This window comes from Streptomyces sp. NPDC014861, from assembly GCF_043081625.1.
Taxonomy (GTDB): domain Bacteria; phylum Actinomycetota; class Actinomycetes; order Streptomycetales; family Streptomycetaceae; genus Streptomyces.
The window spans coordinates 135,275-151,978 of the sequence record NZ_JBIBWV010000007.1; the positions used below are offsets into that span (position 1 = coordinate 135,275).

Sequence of the window (16,704 nt, forward strand, 5' to 3'; positions counted from 1 at the left end):
CGTCACCCAGTATCGGACACGACCCGGCCGGTGACGCCGTACGCACGCAGTGTGGGTCGCGCGTTCCCGGGGTGCCGGACCCGTTCTCATCTGACACTCCGTCAGCTATGGTCGCCCCTCGCCGGCAGCCCACCCGCGGAGGGGACCCCCATGGCCTTCAGCGTCGTACGGTTCAACCTGGTCGAGCCGCGTGCCACCGCCGAGTCGCTGGCGGAGCGGTACCGTGCCGCGCTGGAGATGGCCGCCTACGCCGACGGGCACGGGGTGGACACGGTCCAGACCGAGGAGCACCACGGGGTGGGGAACAACTGGCTCCCCTCCCCCTTCGCCTTCGCGGGCGCGGTCTTCGGCGCCACCCGCCGGATCGCGGTCACGGTCTCCGCGATCATCGGCCCGCTGCACGACCCGCTGCGGCTCGCGGAGGACATCGCGGTCCTGGACCTGCTGAGCCGGGGCCGGCTGGTGACGGTGGCGGGGATCGGCTACCGGCCGGAGGAGTACGAGGAGCGAGGGGTGGACTGGGGGCGGCGCGGGCGGCTCCAGGACGAGCTTCTGGAGACGCTGCTCGCCGCGTGGACGGGCGAGCCCTTCGCGTACCGGGGCCGTACGGTACGGGTCACCCCGCGGCCCTTCACCCGGCCGCATCCGCTGCTGCTGGTCGGCGGTTCGTCGAAGGCGGCGGCGCGGCGCGCGGCGCGGCTGGGGCTGCCCTTCTTCCCTTCGGCCCACCTGCCGGAGCTGGAGGCGTACTACACGGAGCGGTGCGCGGAGTACGGGACGGAGGGCTGGACGATGATGCCGGGCCCGGTGACGCCGCTGCTGCACGTGTCGGAGGATCCGGACCGGACCTGGGCGGAGTACGGGGAGCACTTCCTGCACGAGGCGCGGACCTACGCCTCCTGGCAGTCGAAGGACATCAGGTCGGCGGTGCGGTCGGGGGCGTCGAGCGTGGCGGAGCTGCGGGCGGAGGGGGTGTACCGGGTGGTGACGCCCGGGGAGTGCGCGGCTCTGGGGCTGGAGAGCCTGGTGCTGCATCCGCTGTGCGGGGGGGATGCCGGTGGAGGAAGGGTGGCGGAGCGTGCGCCTGTTCTGTGACGAGGTGCTGCCCCGGCTCGGGGCTCAGGGCCTCGGGCCGGGGCAGCCGTCGTGAGGAGAGGGGCAGCGGGGGTTTAGCCCATCTCCTCCAACGCCTTGCCCTTGGTCTCCTTGACGTACTTGAGCACGAAGGGGATCGAGAGCACGGCGAAGACCGTGTAGATGACGTAGGTGCCGGAGAGGTTCCAGTCCGAGAGGGACGGGAAGCTGGCGGTGATGGCCCAGTTGGCGATCCACTGGGCGGAGGCGGCGACGCCGAGGGCGGCGGCGCGGATCCGGTTGGGGAACATCTCGCCGAGGAAGACCCAGACGACGACGCCCCAGGAGAGGGCGAAGAAGAGCACGAAGACATGGGCGGCGACGAGCGCCACGACGCCCTGGGTCTCGGGGAGCTTGCCGTCGACGAGGTCGGCGGAGAAGGCCCAGGCCTCGAAGGCGAGGGCGATCGCCATGCCGACGGAGCCGACGAGGGCGAGGGGCCGGCGGCCGACGCGGTCGACGAGGACCATGGCGATCACGGTGCCGATGATGTTGATGATCGACGTGGTGAAGGAGTAGAAGAACGAGCTCGACGGGTCGATGCCGACGGACTGCCAGAGCGTCGCGGAGTAGTAGAAGGCGACGTTGATGCCGACGAGCTGCTGGAAGACGGAGAGTCCGATGCCGACCCAGACGATGGGCAGGAGGCGGAAGCGGCTGCCGGAGACCAGCAGGTCCTTGAAGGTGGACCTGTGCTCGCTGCGCATGGCCCGGTCGATCTCGGCGACGCGGCGGTCGAGGTCGACGCCCTTGCCCTCGACCTCGGCGAGGACCTCCTTGGCCCGGGCGGTCTTGCCCACGGAGATGAGGAAGCGGGGGGACTCGGGGATGGCGAAGGAGAGCAGTCCGTAGAGGAGCGCGGGGACGACCATCACGCCGAGCATCCACTGCCAGGCCTCCAGGCCGCCGATCTCGCCGCGCTGGTCGCCGTCGGCGAGCTGGAGGATGCCGTAGTTGACCAGCTGGGAGATGGCGATGCCGATGACGATGGCGGCCTGCTGGAACGAGCCGAGCCGGCCGCGGTAGGCGGCGGGGGCGACCTCGGCGATGTAGGCGGGGCCGATCACGGAGGCCATGCCGATGGCGAAGCCGCCGACGATCCGCCAGAAGGCGAGGTCCCAGAGGGCGAAGGGCAGGGCGGAGCCGACGGCGCTGATGGTGAAGAGGACGGCGGCGATCTGCATGCAGCGGATGCGGCCGATGCGGTCGGCGATCCGGCCGGCGGTGGCGGCGCCGATGGCGCAGCCGATCAGGGCGATGGCGATGACCTGCGCGAGGGTCGCGGAGCCGATGTCGTAGCGGTCGCGGATGGCTTCCACGGCGCCGTTGATGACGGAGCTGTCGTAGCCGAAGAGGAAGCCGCCCATCGCGGCGGAGGCGGTGATGAAGATGACGTGCCCGAGGTGGTCCGGATGGGCCGCTCGGCCGTCGGACGGCGGCGGCGTGGGCGCCTGCGTGTCGGTCACATGGACTCCTCGGTGGGGGGACAGCCCTTCCAGTGGCTACCAGTGGCGCACAGGTTCGCGCCGCCCACCACGTGAAGGTAAAAGCAACGTTGCAGAGACTATGCGTTCAAGTTTTGAAGTCAAGAGGCAGGGTCGCTCGCCGTCTACCCAGCGATGAGCCCATTTATGTTCATTGCTTGAAGGAGTAAATCCGGGAGTTGCGGGCAGGCGATCAGCGGAGTCTCTGGCTGATGACCTTCGAGACGCCGTCGCCCTGCATCGACACCCCGTACAGCGCGTCCGCGACCTCCATGGTCCGCTTCTGGTGGGTGATCACGATGAGCTGCGAGGACTCCTGGAGCTCGCGCATGATCCGGATCAGCCGCTGGAGGTTGGTGTCGTCGAGCGCCGCCTCGACCTCGTCCATGACGTAGAAGGGGCTCGGCCGGGCCTTGAAGATCGAGACCAGCAGGGCCACGGCGGTCAGCGAGCGCTCGCCGCCGGAGAGCAGCGAGAGCCGCTTGACCTTCTTGCCCGGCGGGCGGGCCTCGACGTCGACGCCGGTGGTGAGCATGTTGTCCGGGTCGGTGAGGACGAGCCGGCCCTCGCCGCCGGGGAAGAGGCGGGAGAAGACGCCCTCGAACTCGCGGGCGGTGTCCCGGTACGCCTCCGTGAAGACCTGCTCGACCCGCTGGTCGACCTCCTTCACGACCTGAAGCAGGTCGGCGCGGGTCTTCTTCAGGTCCTCCAGCTGCTCGGAGAGGAAGCGGTGCCGGTCCTCCAGGGCCGCGAACTCCTCCAGGGCCAGCGGGTTGACCTTGCCGAGCTGCTGGAAGGCGCGCTCGGCCGCTTTCAGTCGCTTCTCCTGCTCCGAACGGATGAACGGGCGGGGCTGGTCGAGCGGGTCGGGCCCCGTGGCGGAGCCGTCGTCGGACGCGGCGCCGGGAAGCGTCTCGCCGTCCGCGGGCGGCGACGGCGGCACCGGCTGGTCGGGGCCGTACTCGGCGGTGAGCGCGCCGGTCTCGACCCCGAACTCCTCCAGGGCCCTCGCCTCCAGCTGCTCGATCCGCAGCCGCTTCTCGGCGCCCAGGACCTCGCCGCGGTGCACCGAGTCGGTGAGCTTGTCGAGCTCGGCCTTGAGCTCCCGGCCGCGGGCGCGGGCGGCGCCGAGGCCCTGTTCCCGGTCGGCGCGGGCGGCGGCGGCCACGGCCCGCTCGCGTTCGGCCCGCCCCAGCGAGACCTCGACGTGGGCGAGGAGGGTACGGGCTCCGGCGGCGACCGCGCCCGCGACACGGGCCTCGTGGCGGAGCCGGGCGCGGCGCTGCTCGGCACGCGCGCGTGCGTCGCGTTCGGCGCGGGCGGCCCGGTCGAGGGAGTCGGCCCGGCCGGCCAGGCCCTTGACCCGCTCCTCGTGGGTGCGGACCTGGAGGCGGGCCTCCATCTCGGTCTGGCGCGCGTTGGAGCCGTCGATGGCGAGCCGGTCGCGGACGGAGGTGTCGGGCTCCTCCTCGGCGGGCGCCTCCTCGGCGACCAGCAGCCGCTCGGCGAGCTCCTCGGCCTCGGCACGCGCGCGTTCCAGGGCCTCCTGGGCGCGGGCGACGGCGGCGGCGGTCCGCTCGGCCTCCCCGGCCGCTCCCCTGGCCTGGCCCGCGAGCCGTCCGAGCGCCTGGGCGACGGACGCCTTCTCCTTGTCCGCGGTACGCCGGAGGGCGTCGAGCTCCTCGACGCGCGCCGCGCCGGCCCGGCGGCGCTCGGCGGCCTCCTCCTTGGCGCGGGCCGACTCCTCGCAGCGGACGGCCAGTTCGGCGAGTTCGGCGGCGGCCTCGTCGACCTGGGCCCGCACTTCGAGGAGGCTGGGCGCGCCGGCGGAGCCGCCCTGGGCCCAGTGGGCGCCGAGGAGGTCGCCCTCGGCGGTGACGGCGGTCAGGGCGGGGTGGGCGCGGACGAGGTCGCGGGCCTCGTCGAGGCCGTCGACGACGACGATGCCGTCGAGCAGGCGGCGGACGGAGCCGAGCAGGTCGGCGGGGCCGGAGACCAGCGCGGCGGCGGCCCGCGCGCCGGCGGGCAGCGGGCGGGGCGAGGTGCCGGGCGCGGGGTCGGCGGTGAGGAGGAGGGTGGCGCGTCCCGCGTCCTGCTTGCGGAGCAGGCGGAGGGCCTCGGTGGCGGCGGTGGGCCCGTCGGCGGCGAGGGCGTCGGCGGCGGCGCCGAGGGCGGCGGCGACGGGGACCTCGTACCCGGGGGTGACGGTGAGGAGTTCGGCGGCGGGGCCGAGGATCCCGGTGAGGCCGGCGGCGAGCAGGGCGCCGGTGCCGTCCTTGCGGCGCAGGCCGAGCGCGAGGGTGTCGTGCCGGGCGCGGGTGGCGGCCCGGCGGCTCTCCGCGCCGGCGGCCTCCTCGCGGGCGGCGCTCAGCGCGGCCTCCGCGTCGGCGAGGGCGCGGCGGGCCTCCTCGTACCGCTCGCCGTGCGCGGTGTCGGCGGCGTCGAGGTCGTCGACCTCGGCCTTGAGCTGCTCGTACTCCTCCTGGGCGGCGACGGCGCGGTCGGCGGCCTCGTCGCGGGAGGCGGTGAGCCGCTCGATCTCGGCCTGGGCGGAGGCGGCGCGGGAGCGGGCGGCGTTGACCTGCCCGTGGAGCCGGGCGAGGCCCTCGCGGCGGTCGGCGAGGGCGCGGGCGGCGTCCTTGAGGCGGCGCTCCTCCGCGGCGAGGGCCCGTTCGAGTTCGGCCCGGTGCTCGACGGTGTCCTCCAGGGCCCGCTCGGCGGCCTCCAGTGCGGCCTCCAGCTCGGCCTCCTGCTCGCGGACGCGGGCGGCCTCGCGCTCCAGGTCCTCGGGGTCGCGGCCGCGCCGCTCCTCGGCGGGGGCGTCGGTGGCGCTCTTCACGCGCGCGTCGGCGAGCGAGATCGTGCCGCGGACGCGTTCGGCGAGCTGGGAGAGGGCGTACCAGCTCTGCTGGGCGCGCTCCAGGCGGGGCGCGAGGGCGCGGACCTCGGCCTCCAGCGCCGCCTCGTGGGCGAGGGCGGTGCGCAGCTCCTCCTCGGTGGCCTCCTTGCGGGCCAGCAGGGCGGCCTCGTCGGCGAGTTCGGTGGCCAGGGCGCGCTGGAGGCGGACGAGGTCGTCGGCGAGGAGGCGGAGGCGGGCGTCGCGGAGGTCGGCCTGGATGACGACGGCACGGCGGGCGACGGCGGCCTGCCGGCCGAGCGGCTTGAGCTGGCGGCGCAGTTCGTCGGTGAGGTCCTGCACGCGCGCGAGGTTGGCCCGCATCGCGTCCAGCTTCCGCAGCGCCTTCTCCTTGCGCTTGCGGTGCTTGAGGACGCCTGCGGCCTCCTCGATGAAGGCCCGGCGGCCCATGGGGTCGGCGTGCAGCACGGAGTCGAGCTGCCCCTGGCCGACGATGACGTGCATCTCGCGGCCGATGCCGGAGTCGGAGAGGAGGTCCTGGATGTCGAGCAGTCGGCAGGTGTCGCCGTTGATCTGGTACTCGCTGCTGCCGCCCCGGAACATGATCCGGGTGATCGTCACCTCGGCGTAGTCGATCGGCAGGGCGCCGTCGGAGTTGTCGATGGTGAGCGAGACCTCGGCGCGGCCGAGCGGGGGCCGCCCCGTGGTGCCGGCGAAGATGACGTCCTCCATCTTGCCGCCGCGCAGCGACTTGGCGCCCTGCTCGCCCATGACCCAGGAGAGCGCGTCCACGACGTTGGACTTGCCGGAGCCGTTGGGCCCGACGACGCAGGTGATTCCGGGTTCGAACCTCAGCGTGGTGGCGGAGGCGAACGACTTGAATCCGCGGAGCGTCAAGGCCTTGAGGTGCACCCCCGGGACTCTACCCGGGGTGTCGCGTTTCGCCCGTGATCGCGCAGGGCAGACCCTCGGGTGAGGAACGGGTGACCCGGGGGTGACGAGGGGGCCAAGAAAAGAAGGGACGCCGAAGCGCCCCTTGCCTATTCAGCTGTTCTCACCTGAGCCCGTAGAGGCTGTGGGTGTCAGGTGAGCGCAGGCTCCGCCTGGGGTACGTCGAGGTCGATGCGGTCGAGCAGCGACTCGCCCTGATGAGCGGCGGCAGCGTTGAGCGCGTCGTTCTCGGTCTGGATCCTGACGAGCTCGGATTCCAGATCCTGGACACGCTGCTGAAGCCGTCGCATCTCGGAGAGAAGTCGCGGGTCGGAGCCGCCGACGTAACCGAGAAGCGCCTTTGCCATGATGAGTGGTCCTCCACACTGAGTGACCGACCGATTGCGGTGTGGGTCGTGAGGGATGGATTCGCACCCGCGGTGCTCGGCAGTACCTGTGTTGTGCCGGTGTTCTACTGCCACACAGCTAAGGTGCGCGGGGCTTCCAGAGTCTCACCAAAAAGTTTGACGGTCAACACGATCACGCCCCGATCGGCGGGGCGGACGGGGAGTTCGCGGCCGCGTCGCAGGCGGCGGCGCCTCTCGACCCGTTGCCCCGGGGCGCGGCGATCATCCTTGTCCCGGAAGCCTTGCACGAGTGTCGAATCTTGGCAACCACCAGGCGGTTCCCCTGTTCACGCCCGTTCATGCGCGCGAAACCGGCCCCCTGTCCGCCCCTCGGGAAGGGGGTCGGACGGAGGGCCGGCGGGGGTCCGTGCGGGGTGGGGTCAGCGGATGGCGAAGCCGTCGTAGCCGCCGCGGGGGGTGTCCCATATCTCGGTGACACCGTCCACGCGGCCGGGCGTGTCATCGGATCGCAGCCAGTCGAGGAGACGGTGGCAATTGTCACTCGGCCCCTCGGCCACCACCTGGACCCGTCCGTCGTCGAGGTTCAGGGCGAAGCCCTCGATGCCGCCGATCTCCAGTGCGTTTGCCCTGGTGAACCAGCGGAAGCCCACTCCCTGTACTCGCCCACGCACCCAGGCGGTCATCCGTACATCGTCGCTCATGGCTGCACGCTAGCGGGCGGATTGCCCGAACAGCACGTCGCGGCGGCTTCCCATGGCGTACAGTCCGACGGAATGCGCCTCACCCGCACGGGTGCACACCTCTCGGCCGTCCGTACGCAGCGTCACGCTCCGCACCGACCCATGCCGAAAGCAAAGGCAGCAAAGATCCAGCGAACCGATCCAGCTGAGAGCCAGCTCAGGGAGGCAGGGCAGATGGGACGCCACCGTCGCTCCGGCGCCGCGCCCGCCGAGGCAGACTACGCGACCGGCACCGAGCGCGGTCAGGGGGGTACGCGCCGCAAGCGCCGCCACCCCGTCCGCAACGGACTGATCGGGGCCTCGGCGGCGGTCGCCGTCGGCGCCGTCGCGGTCGCCTCCGGCCTGCTTCCCGGCGGGGAGACCCTCACCGCCGGCAGCGTGGGCAGCACCCGCCCGACCGCCTCGGAGACCCGGGGGACCCCCGAGCTGACCACGCAGGGCGGGGGGAGCCGCACCCCGGCGGAACCCACCGCGGGTACCGGCAGGGCCGCGCCGGAGAAGAAGAAGGCGCCGGTCTCCGCCTCCCCGAAGACGAAGCCCACGGCGAAGCCCACCCCCACGAAGACCGCGCCCCCCTCCCCCACCCCGTCGAAGACGCGCACCGCCGCCCCGGCGCCCGCGACCACCCCGGCGAAGCCGACGTCCGCGCCGAAGCCGAAGCCGACGTCCGAGCCGGAGCCCTCGAAGGCCCCGGCCAGCACGAAGGCCGCAGAGCCGAGGCCCGTCGCGCCGAAGCCCGCGCCCACCACGGAGGCCCCGGCCGAGGAGACGACGGCGGCCGCCGCCGGTTCCACCGCCGACCGCGAGGAAGCGGCCGAGGCGGAGGTGCTGCGTCTGGTGAACGTCGAGCGCGCCGAGGTCGGCTGCTCCCCCGTGCGGCCCTCGGACTCTCTCGCCCGTCTCGCCGGGAACCTCAGCGCCGACATGGCGAACCGCGGCTTCTTCGACCACACCGACCCCGACGGCGCCACCCCCTGGGACCGCGCCCAGGCCGCCGGCATCACGAACCTCGGCGCCGAGAACATAGCCCGCGGGCAGGTCGACGCGACCGCCGCGATGGTCTCCTGGATGAACAGCGACGGACACCGCGCCAACATCCTGAACTGCGACCTCACCACCCTCGGCGTCGGCGTCCACTTCGCCGACGGCGGCCCCTGGTGGACGCAGGACTTCGGCCGCTGAGGCACTGACTTTCCGAAAGCGCGCTCTGGTGGTGAGTGGCCGCCGCGCGTACGGTGAGGGGCATGACCGACGATCTCGCCTTCGACGTGTTCGCGCGGGCGTGCCCCTCGCGGCTCACCCTGGAGCACGTCACGGGGCGCTGGGGCAGCCTCACCCTCGGGGCCCTGTACGAGGGCTCCTTCCGCTTCAACGAACTGCGGCGGCGGGTCGACGGCGTCAGCGAGAAGATGCTGGCGCAGACCCTGCACGCGCTGGAGCGCGACGGCCTCGTGCACCGGGAGGCGCAGCCGGTCAATCCGCCCCGGGTCGACTACCGGCTCACCCCGCTCGGGCGGGACGTCGCCGAGCGGCTGGTCGGGCTGATCGCGCTGGTCGAGGGACGGATGCCGGAGGTCGTGGCGGCCCGGGAGGCGTACGACTCCGGGCGCGCCGCCGTCACGGGCTGACGCGCGGCGGGCGCTGGCAGCGCGGGCAGAAGTAGCTGGAGCGGTTCATCCAGGCGCGGCGGCGCATCGGCGTCCCGCAGCGGCGGCAGGGTTCGTCCTCCCGCCCGTACGCGTCGAGCGAGCGGTCGAAGTAGCCGGACTCGCCGTTCACGTTCACGTACAGGCTGTCGAAGCTGGTGCCGCCGGCGGCGAGCGCCGCCCGCATCACGTCGCGGACGTGGCCGAGGAGCTCCGCCGAGCGGGGGCGGGTCAGGGTCGCGGTCGGCCGGTCGTAGTGCAGCTTCGCGCGCCACAGCGCCTCGTCGGCGTAGATGTTGCCGACGCCGCTGATCAGCGACTGGTCGAGGAGCGCCCGCTTGATCGTCGTACGGCGCAGCCTGAGCGCGGTGTGGAAGGCGGCGTCGTCGAAGGCGGGGTCGAGCGGGTCGCGGGCGATGTGCCCGATGACGTCCGGCAGCCCGTCGGGGCTGTCGGGGGCCCAGTCGTGCAGGGAGAGCCCGCCGAAGGTGCGCTGGTCGACGAAGCGGAGCTCGGTGCCGGCGGTGCCCGCGGCGGAGTCGCCGTCGGACGGCGTGAAGCGGATCCGGATGCGCAGGTGCTTCTCGGCCGGGGCCGACTCCGGCTGCATCAGGAGCTGTCCGCTCATCCCGAGGTGGGCGAGGACCGAGCTGCCGGTGTCGGCGAGCGGCAGCCACAGGTACTTGCCGCGGCGCAGGGCCGGCTCGAAGCGCTGCCCGGTCAGCCGGGCCGCGAAGTCGGCGCCGCCCGCGGGGTGGCGGCGGACCGCCCTGGGGTGGAACACCTCGACAGCCGCCACGGTCCGGCCGGTGACCCAGCGCTCCAGTCCGCGCCGGACGACCTCGACCTCGGGCAGCTCGGGCACGGACGTCCTCCGGAGGGGTACGGGGTGGGGGTGCTGGTCCTCGCAGCCTACCGCCAGGGACCGACCCGCCCGAGCCGCCCCCGGACCCGCCCGAGCCGCCCCCGGACCCGCCCGAGCCGCCCCCGGACCCGTCCGAGCCGCCCCCGGACCCGTCCGAGCCGCCCCCGGAAACAGCCCCTCCCCCGGGAACCGCCCAGCGGAAACCACTCGGCGGAAGCGGCTCCCGGAAACGGCTCCGCCCGCCCCTGGCGGGGGCGGGCGGGGAGAGACTCCGCTGAAGGGAGGCGAAGGACGCGTGCGGTCGCGCCGGAGCGGTCAGGCGGTGGCCGGTGCGGCCCCGTCCTTCCGGTCCTGCTCGCCGGAGGCGCCGGCACCGGTACCGCCGACGTCGCCGGAACCACCGGTCGCGACGGTCTCACCGGCCTCGGCCGCGGCCTTGGCCGCCGCCGCGCGCTCGTCCGCGGCCGCGCGGATCGCGCGCCACGCGGACTCGGCGGCCTGCTGCTCCGCCTCCTTCTTGCTGCGGCCGGTGCCGGTGCCGTACGAGACACCACCGACGCGGGCGGCAGCAGTGAAGGTCTTCTCGTGGTCGGGGCCCTCCTCGGAGACGAGGTACTCCGGCACGCCGAGACCTTCGGCGGCGGTGAGTTCCTGGAGACTGGTCTTCCAGTCCAGGCCCGCACCGAGGTTGGAGGACTTCTCGATCAGCGGGTCGAAGAGCCGGTGCACCAGCTCGGACGCCGCTTCGAGGCCCTGGTCGAGATAGACCGCGCCGATCACCGCTTCGAGGGTGTCGGCGAGGATGGATGCCTTGTCCCGGCCGCCCGTGCCCTCTTCACCCCGGCCGAGCCGGATGAAGGAGCCCAGGTCGAGACCACGCCCGACGTCCGCCAGCGCACGCGAATTGACCACCGCGGCCCGGAGCTTGGCCAGCTGGCCCTCGGGCAGATCGGGGTGGGTGCGGTAGAGGGTGTCGGTGACCACCAGGCCGAGCACGGAGTCCCCGAGGAACTCCAGCCGCTCGTTGGTGGGCAGACCGCCGTTCTCGTACGCGTACGAGCGGTGGGTCAGCGCACGCACCAGAAGGGCGGACTCGAGGTGATACCCGAGCCGCCCTTCCAGAAGCGTGTGGGACGAGGCGCTGCTGATGTTGTCAGACATCGTGCCTCTCACCAGCCCGCTCAGACCGCGAGGACCTGGCGCTTGTTGTAGGTGCCGCAGCTCGGGCACGCGATGTGCTGCAGCTTCGGCTCCTGGCAACGCTCACACGAAACCAGGGTGGGGACCGCAGCCTTCCACTGCGACCGGCGGTGGCGCGTGTTGCTGCGCGACATCTTCCGCTTCGGAACAGCCACGGCTACTTCTCCTGCTTCTCGTCGACACCGGTAGCGGCGTCGCTCATGTTGTCCTTCTCGTCGGATCCCAGCGAACCGGCGAGTTCCTGCAGTGCCGCCCAACGGATGTCGGTGGCGTCGTGGTGGTGGTCCGGGTTGTCGTTCAGGTTGATTCCGCAATCGGAACACAGACCCGCACAGTCCTCCCGGCACACCGGCTGCATGGGCAGCGCGAGTACCACTGCGTCACGCAGCACGGGTTCGAGGTCGAACATGCCGTCCTCGAGGGGGGTCATGCTCTCGTCTTCATCGTCCTCGTCGTCCGTGGCCGCCTTGGCGCGGCCCCGGTCGTCGGAGTCGGGGTACGAGAACATCTCCTGGAAGTCCGCGTCGAGATCGAACTCGACGGGCTCCAGACACCTTACGCACTCCCCCTCGGCCGATGCACGGGCGGTGCCTGTGACAAGCACCCCTTCCATGACCGACTCGAGTCGGAGCTCGATCTCGACCGGAGCGCCCTCGGGCACTCCGACCACCCCCGCGACGCCGAGATCGGCGGGCGCGTCGATCGTGCGGGAGATCCGCTGGAGGGCACCGGGACGCCGCCCCAGCTCGTGTGTGTCGAACACGAGGGGGTTGCGGTGGTCGAGGCGCGTGCTCAGGGTTCTTCCTGCTTTCGGATCGTTCGCGTCGCAAGTCTCAGGGGGCTGCCGCTCGCGGGCAGCATGGATCGCGGACATACACGCGACCGAAGGGCCAGGATACTGGACGCTTCGCCCAGGGCCCAATCCGGCCCTTCCGCCGGCGACCGGCCCGGCTACTGCCCCTGCTCGTACCGGCGCAGCTGCTCCAGGTCGATCATGCTCGTGTCGAAGAAGCTGGTCTCGTCGAGCGCGGCCGGCTGCGGCTGGACCGGGGGCTGCTGCTGGTACGCGTAGGGGTCCTGCTGCTGGTAGCCGTACGGGTCCACCTGCTGGGGCTGCTGGTACGCGTAGGGGTCCTGCTGCTGGTAGCCGTACGGGTCCACCTGCGGGGGCTGCTGCTGGTAGCCGTACGGGTCCTGCTGGGGCGGGATCTGCGCGGCGACGGGGGCGGGGGCCTGCACGGGCACGGGCGGCGCGGGGGCGACCGGCGCCGGGTCGGCGAGCTCCGCGAGGCCGGCGAGGTAGTCGGCGTCGCTGGTGTGCACGGAGGCGCCGAGGCCGTCCTGGGCGGCCATGTGCTCGCCGAGGGCGTCGGTGGCGATCCGGCCGTGCAGCTTCTGGCGGCCGCGGCCGACGGCCTCCAGGGTCTTGGAGAGGACCGCCTCGAAGGCGCCCAGCTTGGCGTCCACGTACGCGTCGGCGCGGGAGATCAGGGTCTGCGGGTCCGCGCTGTACTCGGGGGCGTCCTCGTCCGCGTAGCCGTGCTCGTCCAGACCCGGGCCGCGGCCGAGGAGCTTCTCGCGGCCGCGGTCGACGGATCCGATGGTCTTGTTGAGGACGACCTCGAAGTTGGCGAGCTTGGAGTCGACGTACTCGTCGGCCTCGGCGCGGACCTCCTCGGCCTCGCGGCGGGCCTCGGAGAGGATCCGGTCGGCCTCCTCCTGGGACTGCCGGGCGATCTGGGTGTCGGAGACGATCGTGCCGCGCTCGGCGTGGGCGGCCTCGATGATCCGCTCGGCCTCCTGGCGGGCCTGCTCGACCATCTGCTCGCGCCCGCCGATCAGCTCCTGGGCCTGGGCGAGGGAGTTCGGCAGGGCGTCCCGCACCTCGTCGAGGAGGGCGAGGAGATCGGCGCGGTTGACCACGCAGGAGGCCGACATGGGCATCGAGCGGGCGCCTTGCACGGTCGCGACGATCTCGTCGAGCTTCTTCTGCACGTCCACCGGGTGCTCGCCACTCTCTACAGCTGGATGGAGACGGACGGGACGACTGTAAGGGCAGTCGCGGCCCGTCCGACACCAGGTGACGGAGCGTCAGCGGCGGTGGCCGCGCGTCACTTCCGCCGGAGCCGCTCGGTGAGCCGGCCGAGGACCTGCGGCGGCACCAGGTGGGAGACGTCGCCGCCCCAGGCCGCGACCTCCTTGACCAGGGAGGACGACAGGAAGCTGTACGTGGGGTTGGTGGGCACGAACAGTGTCTCGACGCCCGACAGGCCGTTGTTCATCTGGGCCATCTGGAGCTCGTAGTCGAAGTCGCTGACCGCGCGCAGCCCCTTGACGATGGCGGGGATGTCGCGCTGCTTGCAGAAGTCGACGAGCAGGCCGTGGAAGGACTCCACCTCGACGTTGCCGAAGTCGGCGGTGACCTCGCGGATCAGCTCCATCCGCTCCTCGACCGTGAACAGGCCCTGCTTGGACTGGTTGATCATCACCGCGACGTGCACGACGTCGTACAGCTTGGAGGCGCGGGCGATGATGTCGAGATGTCCGTTGGTGATGGGGTCGAACGACCCCGGGCAGACGGCGCGGCGCAACCTGGTTCCCTCGCTCTCCGGTCCGGTCATCGTGCGTCTTCGCACGTAGAGGCGGCGCGACCGTACCAAAACGTTCCCTCGCCGTAGCGACGGGACCGCAGTGGTGCGAAGCCGTCCGGCCAGCCGAAGGAGCCGCCTCGGGTGCTGCGCTCCACGGTGACGACGGCATCCTCGCTCAGCCAGCCCCCCGAGCGCAGTGTGAGGAGGATCTCGCGCAGTTCCTCGTCCGCGACGGCGTAGGGCGGGTCGAGGAAGACCAGGTCGTACGGTTCGGCGGGGGCCGGTCCGGTGACGACCTGCTCGGCCTTCCCGGTCCGGGCCTCGGCGCCGGGCAGGCCGAGCGCGCGCACGTTCTCGCGGACGGTGCGGGCGGCGCGGGCGTCGGCCTCGACGAGCAGGGCGTGGGCGGCGCCCCGGGAGAGCGCCTCCAGGCCGACGGCGCCGGAGCCGGCGTACAGGTCGGCGACCCGGGTGCCCTCGATGCCGTGGAGCGCCTCCCAGGTGGAGAAGAGGCCCTCGCGCGCCCGGTCGGAGGTGGGGCGGGTGCCGTTGCCCGGGGGCACGGCCAGGCGCCGTCCGCCGGCGGTGCCGGCGATCACGCGGGTCATCGGTGTCCTCGTCCTGCGTCGTCCAGTGCGTACGCCCCAGGATATGGCCGTACGGGCCGGGGGCGCGGTCAGCCCTTCTCCAGGTACTCTTCCCGCTCCTCGCTCAGCAGGGCGTCCAGGGCGGTGCGCAGGCCCGGGTGGGCGTCGAGCTCCGGGTCGGCGAGGACGAGGGCGGTGGCCTCCTCGCGGGCCGCGCCGATGACCTCCTCGTCGTCGATGACGGCGAGGACCCGGAGGGAGGAGCGGACGCCGGACTGGGCCTGGCCGAGGACGTCGCCCTCGCGGCGCTGTTCGAGGTCGATGCGGGAGAGCTCGAAGCCGTCGAGGGTGGCGGCGACGGCGCCGAGGCGCTGCCGTGCGGGGCTCGCCTCGGGCATCTCGGTGACGAGGAGGCAGAGGCCGGGGGCGGAGCCGCGGCCGACCCGGCCGCGCAGCTGGTGGAGCTGGGAGACGCCGAAGCGGTCGGCGTCCATGATGACCATGGCGGTGGCGTTGGGGACGTTGACGCCGACCTCGATGACGGTGGTGGCGACGAGGACGTCGAGCTCGCCGGCCGCGAAGCGGCGCATGACCTCGTCCTTGTCGTCGGGGTGCATGCGCCCGTGCAGGACGGCGATCCGCAGTCCGGCCAGGGGGCCGGAGCCGAGCTTCTCCGCCACGTCGAGGACGGCGAGCGGGGGCCGCTTCTCGGCGTCGTCCTCGGCGGAGGGCTTGCGCTTGGCGGCCGTCTTCCGGTCCTCCTCGTCGCCGATCCGGGGGCAGACCACGTACGCCTGGTGGCCGCCCTCCACCTCCTCGCGGACCCGCTCCCAGGCGCGGGCGAGGAAGTGCGGCTTGTCGGCGACGGGGACGACGTGGCTGGCGATCGGGGAGCGTCCGGCGGGCAGCTGGTCGAGGACGGAGGTCTCCAGGTCGCCGAAGACGGTCATGGCGACGGTCCGCGGGATCGGGGTGGCGGTCATCACCAGCAGGTGCGGGGGCTGCTTCCCCTTGCCCCGGAGCGCGTCGCGCTGCTCGACCCCGAAGCGGTGCTGCTCGTCGACGACGACGAGGCCGAGGTCGTGGAACCTGACCTTGTCCTCGATGAGCGCGTGCGTCCCGATGACGATCCCCGCCTCCCCGGTCACCAGGTCGAGCAGGGCCTGCCGGCGCGCCGCGGCCCCCATGGAGCCGGTGAGCAGCACCACCTTGGTCGCCCGCTCGGCCCCGCCGAGCATGCCCCCCTCGGCGAGCTCGCCCATCATCTCGACGACCGACCGGTGGTGCTGCTGGGCGAGGACCTCGGTGGGGGCGAGCATCGCCGCCTGCCCCCCGGCGTCCACGACGGCGAGCATGGCCCGCAGGGCCACCATGGTCTTTCCCGAGCCGACCTCGCCCTGGAGGAGGCGGTGCATGGGGTGGTCGGTGGCGAGGTCGTCGAAGATCTCCTTGGAGACCTTGAGCTGGCCGTCGGTGAGGGTGAAGGGGAGTTTGGCGTCGAAGGCGGTGAGGAGGCCGTCGGCGGCCGGGCGGCGGGGGACGGCGGGGAGCTGGGTGTCGGCGTGCCGGCGGCGGGCGAGGGCGACCTGGAGGACGAAGGCCTCGTCCCACTTGAGGCGTTCCCGGGCGGCGGCGACGTCGGCCTTGGTGCGGGGGCGGTGGATCAGACGGAGCGCGTCGGGGAGTTCGGCGAGGCCGCGACCCTCGCGGAGGGCTTCGGGGAGCGGGTCGACGGCGTCGGCGGCGCTCGGCAGGACGGCGTCGACGGCCTTGGCGATCTTCCAGGACTCCAGCTTGGTGGTGGCCGGGTAGATCGGGATGAGGGCGCCGGCCCAGGTGTCGACGGCCACGTCGCCGTCGCCCCGGAGGAGTTCGTAGGCGGGGTGGGCGAGCTGGAGGCGCCGGTTGAAGAGCGAGACCTTGCCGGAGAACATCGCGCGGGTGCCGGGGGCCAGGTCGTGGTGCGGTTTGTGGATGCCCTTGCCGAAGAAGACCAGCTGGAGCCGGCCGTACCCGTCGGTGATCGTCACCTCCAGCCGCTGGCTCCGGCCCTTGGCGCCGTTGAAGGTGTGCACCCGGGCGTCGGCGACCTGGGCGACGACCGTCACGTGCTCGTCGAGCGGCAGGTCGGAGAGGGTGGTCAGCTCACCCCGCTCCGCGTACCGCCGGGGGTAGTGGTGGAGGAGGTCCCCGACCGTGTGCAGGTCGAGGGCCTCGGCCATGACCTTGGCGGTGGCGGGGCCGAGTGACTTCTTGAGGGGTTCGTCGAGCGCGGGCACGTGTTCCATTGCACACCACGGGA

The 16,704-nt window shown here is 72.7% G+C and carries 14 protein-coding genes and 1 pseudogene; 3 read left to right on the forward strand and 12 right to left on the reverse strand.

Translation table 11 applies throughout. From position 1 onward, the window contains the following. Window positions 1-150: 150 nt before the first annotated feature. Window positions 151-1,150, forward strand: a pseudogene (locus ACF1BN_RS16965) (LLM class flavin-dependent oxidoreductase). Between the two features lie 19 nt (window positions 1,151-1,169). Here the strand turns inward: ACF1BN_RS16965 and ACF1BN_RS16970 are convergent. From ACF1BN_RS16970 to ACF1BN_RS16985, 4 genes are all read right to left on the reverse strand, one after another. Further along, complete coding sequence (locus ACF1BN_RS16970; RefSeq protein WP_392332403.1) at window positions 1,170-2,600, reverse strand: sugar porter family MFS transporter; 1,431 nt, start codon at window positions 2,598-2,600, stop codon at window positions 1,170-1,172. Between the two features lie 211 nt (window positions 2,601-2,811). Beyond that, complete coding sequence (smc, locus tag ACF1BN_RS16975) at window positions 2,812-6,387, reverse strand: chromosome segregation protein SMC (protein ID WP_392332404.1); 3,576 nt, start codon at window positions 6,385-6,387, stop codon at window positions 2,812-2,814. A 170-nt stretch (window positions 6,388-6,557) separates the two neighbouring features. Further along, a complete protein-coding gene (locus tag ACF1BN_RS16980; protein ID WP_392332405.1) occupies window positions 6,558-6,773 on the reverse strand; it encodes a hypothetical protein in 216 nt (71 codons plus the stop codon). A 419-nt stretch (window positions 6,774-7,192) separates the two neighbouring features. Next, window positions 7,193-7,474: an acylphosphatase gene (locus ACF1BN_RS16985; protein WP_392332406.1), complete on the reverse strand. Its 282-nt coding sequence runs from the start codon at window positions 7,472-7,474 to the stop codon at window positions 7,193-7,195. A 213-nt stretch (window positions 7,475-7,687) separates the two neighbouring features. Here ACF1BN_RS16985 and ACF1BN_RS16990 point away from each other — a divergent pair, with 213 nt between their 5' ends. Both ACF1BN_RS16990 and ACF1BN_RS16995 read left to right on the forward strand, forming a co-directional pair. After that, window positions 7,688-8,695 carry a CAP domain-containing protein gene (locus ACF1BN_RS16990; protein ID WP_392332407.1) on the forward strand — a complete coding sequence of 336 codons (1,008 nt, stop codon included), beginning with the start codon at window positions 7,688-7,690 and terminating at the stop codon, window positions 8,693-8,695. Window positions 8,696-8,757: 62 nt separating this feature from the next. Then, a complete protein-coding gene (locus ACF1BN_RS16995; RefSeq protein WP_392332408.1) occupies window positions 8,758-9,141 on the forward strand; it encodes a winged helix-turn-helix transcriptional regulator in 384 nt (127 codons plus the stop codon). Here ACF1BN_RS16995 and mutM read toward each other — a convergent pair. The 8 genes from mutM to recG form a co-directional block, all read right to left on the reverse strand. Then, a complete protein-coding gene (gene mutM / locus ACF1BN_RS17000; protein ID WP_392332409.1) occupies window positions 9,131-10,024 on the reverse strand; it encodes a bifunctional DNA-formamidopyrimidine glycosylase/DNA-(apurinic or apyrimidinic site) lyase in 894 nt (297 codons plus the stop codon). The two genes, ACF1BN_RS16995 and mutM, sit on opposite strands and share 11 nt — an antisense overlap. Window positions 10,025-10,339: 315 nt before the next feature. Then, window positions 10,340-11,185 carry a ribonuclease III gene (rnc, locus tag ACF1BN_RS17005; RefSeq protein WP_392332410.1) on the reverse strand — a complete coding sequence of 282 codons (846 nt, stop codon included), beginning with the start codon at window positions 11,183-11,185 and terminating at the stop codon, window positions 10,340-10,342. Between the two features lie 20 nt (window positions 11,186-11,205). Further along, window positions 11,206-11,379: a 50S ribosomal protein L32 gene (gene rpmF, locus ACF1BN_RS17010; RefSeq protein WP_043229344.1), complete on the reverse strand. Its 174-nt coding sequence runs from the start codon at window positions 11,377-11,379 to the stop codon at window positions 11,206-11,208. Window positions 11,380-11,381: 2 nt separating this feature from the next. After that, window positions 11,382-12,098, reverse strand: a complete 717-nt coding sequence (locus tag ACF1BN_RS17015) for a YceD family protein (protein ID WP_392332411.1) — start codon at window positions 12,096-12,098, stop codon at window positions 11,382-11,384. A gap of 77 nt (window positions 12,099-12,175) precedes the next feature. Further along, window positions 12,176-13,225: a cell division initiation protein gene (locus ACF1BN_RS17020; protein ID WP_392332412.1), complete on the reverse strand. Its 1,050-nt coding sequence runs from the start codon at window positions 13,223-13,225 to the stop codon at window positions 12,176-12,178. Window positions 13,226-13,335: 110 nt separating this feature from the next. Continuing rightward, window positions 13,336-13,845, reverse strand: coding sequence for a pantetheine-phosphate adenylyltransferase (gene coaD, locus ACF1BN_RS17025; RefSeq protein WP_392332413.1), 510 nt, complete (start codon window positions 13,843-13,845; stop codon window positions 13,336-13,338). Continuing rightward, the gene (rsmD, locus tag ACF1BN_RS17030) at window positions 13,842-14,423 is read right to left on the reverse strand and encodes a 16S rRNA (guanine(966)-N(2))-methyltransferase RsmD (protein WP_392332414.1); all 582 of its coding nucleotides are present in this window, start codon (window positions 14,421-14,423) and stop codon (window positions 13,842-13,844) included. The genes coaD and rsmD overlap by 4 nt, the downstream gene beginning before the upstream one ends. A 68-nt stretch (window positions 14,424-14,491) precedes the next feature. Continuing rightward, window positions 14,492-16,690 (reverse strand): ATP-dependent DNA helicase RecG, encoded by a 2,199-nt coding sequence (recG, locus tag ACF1BN_RS17035; protein ID WP_392332415.1) that lies wholly within the window; start codon window positions 16,688-16,690, stop codon window positions 14,492-14,494. Window positions 16,691-16,704 lie beyond the last annotated feature (14 nt).